This window comes from Prevotella sp. CAG:255 (genome assembly GCF_000431195.1).
GTDB classification, from domain to species: domain Bacteria; phylum Bacteroidota; class Bacteroidia; order Bacteroidales; family Bacteroidaceae; genus Prevotella; species Prevotella rara.
In genome coordinates, this window is sequence record NZ_HF986839.1 from 1 (window position 1) to 930 (window position 930).

The 930-nt window shown below is 36.8% G+C and carries 1 pseudogene; it reads right to left on the reverse strand.

From position 1 onward, the window contains the following. Nucleotides 1-481 precede the first annotated feature (481 nt). Nucleotides 482-930: pseudogene (locus QVO66_RS10790) on the reverse strand (BT4734/BF3469 family protein); the annotation flags it as partial.

Sequence of the window (930 nt, forward strand, 5' to 3'; positions counted from 1 at the left end):
TTGTTTTTCTAATTTTTACTTATCCTTAAGTTATAATCATTATAAGTTACTTTTATTATTCATTTGCTCATGTGGCGCAAGCCTACTTCAAACGAAAGAAGAAAGATGTTGTGGTTTGTATTTTGCCTCGGTGTTTATATTTGTTCCATCCATAAAAAGCTGCATATTGGTTATATCAAAGTTAACAGGATGCAACTGTTTTACCATTGGATTTCATTGTATTTAAGTATCAACCTGTATTTCATTAAAAAAAGCTGCACCTTAGTCACTTCATGGTTAACAGTATGCAACCTTTTATCTCCAAATATCCTGCATATATAAGTATCACCCCTAATTTATGGAAAAAATCCTGCACTTCTTTTTCTTTCGTCAGATGTAGGCCAACGCCGCATGAGTTGGTTATCCTATAATTTTTACCATTACATGACATACCTGCCTTCGGTTTACTTTGAACTTCATCTTCTGCAATGTTTTTGTTATGTTATTTGTAAAACGTAAAATCAACAGTACCGAAGTTGTCTTTCTCTGTTTTATAGGCATTAGTTACATGACCTGATATTTCATCTTCTGTCATGGTATCACTTTCCCAGCCACCAATGAAATACTCCAATGCCAAGTCCTCGTCAACTCCCCACCTGCACAACCAACAGGCCAACTTGAATATACTACAAGCCCTGTTTCCTTCCTGCCAATACTCTGGGTGCTTTTTCTTCAATGCAGAGTTCATTATGCTTATTATGCTCCTGTCAGATATTTTCTTTCCTGTTTGAGCATAATGATTCTGAGGTTGTGCTTGTCTTACTTGCTGTACTTGGATTATCGGTTTTATTGTAGGTACGTAATGGTAAGGCACGGGATTAGGATTCACCCATATGTTCGGGTCGTAGCTAAGGTAGTTTCTTCTTGCCAGGTCTCTACAACTTGTGTCAG